The sequence below is a fragment of the Neobacillus drentensis genome (assembly GCF_036965645.1).
GTDB lineage: Bacteria > Bacillota > Bacilli > Bacillales > Cytobacillaceae > Neobacillus > Neobacillus drentensis_D.
This window is the reverse complement of record NZ_JBALPZ010000165.1, coordinates 10926-13031: the sequence shown is the minus strand read 5'-3', so window position 1 is coordinate 13031 and position 2106 is coordinate 10926. Positions and strand designations below refer to the sequence as shown.

At 33.0% G+C, this 2106-nt stretch carries 3 protein-coding genes; 2 read left to right on the top strand and 1 reads right to left on the bottom strand.

The features are described from left to right. Together V7266_RS25705 and V7266_RS25700 are read left to right on the top strand one after the other, a co-directional pair. Positions 1 to 206, top strand: a 206-nt coding sequence (locus V7266_RS25705) for a hypothetical protein (protein ID WP_335472090.1), incomplete at its 5' end; no start/stop codon positions are given. A 475-nt stretch (positions 207 to 681) separates the two neighbouring features. Next, entirely contained in the window at positions 682 to 1500 is an 819-nt protein-coding gene (locus tag V7266_RS25700; protein WP_335472089.1) for a hypothetical protein, read from the top strand. Between the two features lie 41 nt (positions 1501 to 1541). Here V7266_RS25700 and V7266_RS25695 read toward each other — a convergent pair whose 3' ends face one another. After that, positions 1542 to 2069, bottom strand: coding sequence for a hypothetical protein (locus V7266_RS25695; RefSeq protein WP_335472088.1), 528 nt, complete (start codon positions 2067 to 2069; stop codon positions 1542 to 1544). Positions 2070 to 2106 lie beyond the last annotated feature (37 nt).

Genomic DNA, 2106 nt, shown 5'->3' with positions numbered 1-2106 from the left:
TCCAATTCTATATTGAATTGGACTTAGAAAATTGTGTTCAGGTTAATGGTACTACCAATCAAAGCAAATTGGATTATGGAGTAATTAGAGATGAAGGTAAAGGCGACTTATTTGCAAAAGAAGTCCTCGAGGAATTCCATCAGTATTGGGTCAAACATATACCGACTAGGTACTCGAGCTTTATTCTCTATAAGAAAAAGGCTTAATAAATAGAGGTCACTGACCACTTTAAACGTTGATAAGTTGGATATTATATCAGCTTTGTAGATAGTGTCATCCCCTCAGCTATTTGGGGGGATTTTTTTTTATTATGTAGGTAGACCCTTTTAATCAAACCTTCTAATTAATTAGGAGGTTTTTTTAATATCCACAACCTTTTTACCTGGTGATCCTATTTACGATACCTCCAAATAAGATGAGACAGTTCCTTACCATCTTTTGGCATTCAATTATGTCACTATCGACTTCAGTCATTCTATGGATGGTGATGTGTTCATGATGCTTATGATTATGGTATAGACTGCTTGGTTTTCTATGATAATAAATAGAGAGCAAGTCACAAATTGGATTAATATCAAATCATTATGGATAATTTTCTTCCTTAGCCTCTCTTGATAAGGAGGGGCTTTCTTGTTTATTTTGGAAATCAAAGGCATATATTAATTTTCAGGAGGAAGTAACATGGGAGCATTTTTGGGTACAATAGGAGTTCTAGGTTTTATCATTTTTATTATTTTGGCTATAATAAGTTCTTTTAGGAAAACAGGGAAAGCCAAGAAGAGAATGCTATTTGCTGCTGGATTTTTTATATTGTTTATTATGGGCATAGCGATCACTCCAGATACCGAAGATACTTCCAACTCATCACCTAAAACAGAAGTAAAGGATAAGACAAAGGACGTAAAACAAAATCCTTCTAATACAAATCAAAAGTCAGATGAAGCACAAAAGAAGCCTGAGGAGAAAACACCTCAACAACAAATGATTGATAAAATTACTGGTTTAATCGCATCAAAACAAGCTTTTGATACTGGTTCTTATATAAAAGGAGATATACCAGCTGGAGAATATGCATTTGTTAAATTTAAAGGCAGTGGAGAATATTATGTAGAAAAAGATGCTTCAGATAACATTATTGACAATCAGAACTTTGACAGTTTTGGATATGTTTATGTACATGGAGCTGGTAATATAGAAACAAACGGTGTTTTAATAAACGTTGGAGCTTTTGGTACATTAGGAGTAAGTGGAGCTAAACAAATTTACGAAATCCTAAATAACACCCAAAACTACAATGAATCTGGATATTACAAAGTAGGCGTGGATTTACAGCCCGGGTCATATGTGATTGAAAGTTACGGCGAGGGATATGTCGCTAAAATGTCCGGACCTGTCGGAAAAAGCGATATTATTGACAATGAAAACTTTAATGGCAGATACAGTGTATCTGTTACTAATGGGCAATACTTGGAAATATCACGAGGTAAAATAGCTCAATAGAACTTATTTAGCCCCTCTCAAATACGAGAAGGGCTTTTTTATTAATTGTTTGTAAAATTAACTCTATCTCCATTTTGATAAAATTCATAATTCAAATTGACCCCATACATTTTTGAAATAGAATCAAAGTTATAGATTAGATTTCTACCAAATGAGTATCCAGGGCCACTATTTACATTTCCGTAAGAATCCACAAACCATTTACTTGTCCAATTATAATTTCCCTCAGTAAAGATTTGTAACACAATTTTTCCATCTTTTTCAACAATATCACTTTTTACAACATTTACATGAACATCTTTATCTTCGTAATAAGCTGTTGTAAAATTCTCAATCATGCCCGATAAATCACTTAATAGTGCCTGCTTTACCTCAGTAGAAATGGACTGATTTTGCCCCGAGTTAGTTTGAAGATTTTTTATCGTTTGTTCGAGTGAACCAATTTTCATTTCATGCTCCATTACTAACACTTCTAATTGCTTTTTACTTTCCGCGAAAATAGACGTGCTAAATACACAGAGTAACAAACTAATAGATAAAAAAGAAATTATAATTTTATTCTTATTCACATGTATCCCCCTATATTTTTCTAATATCTAAGTAAGT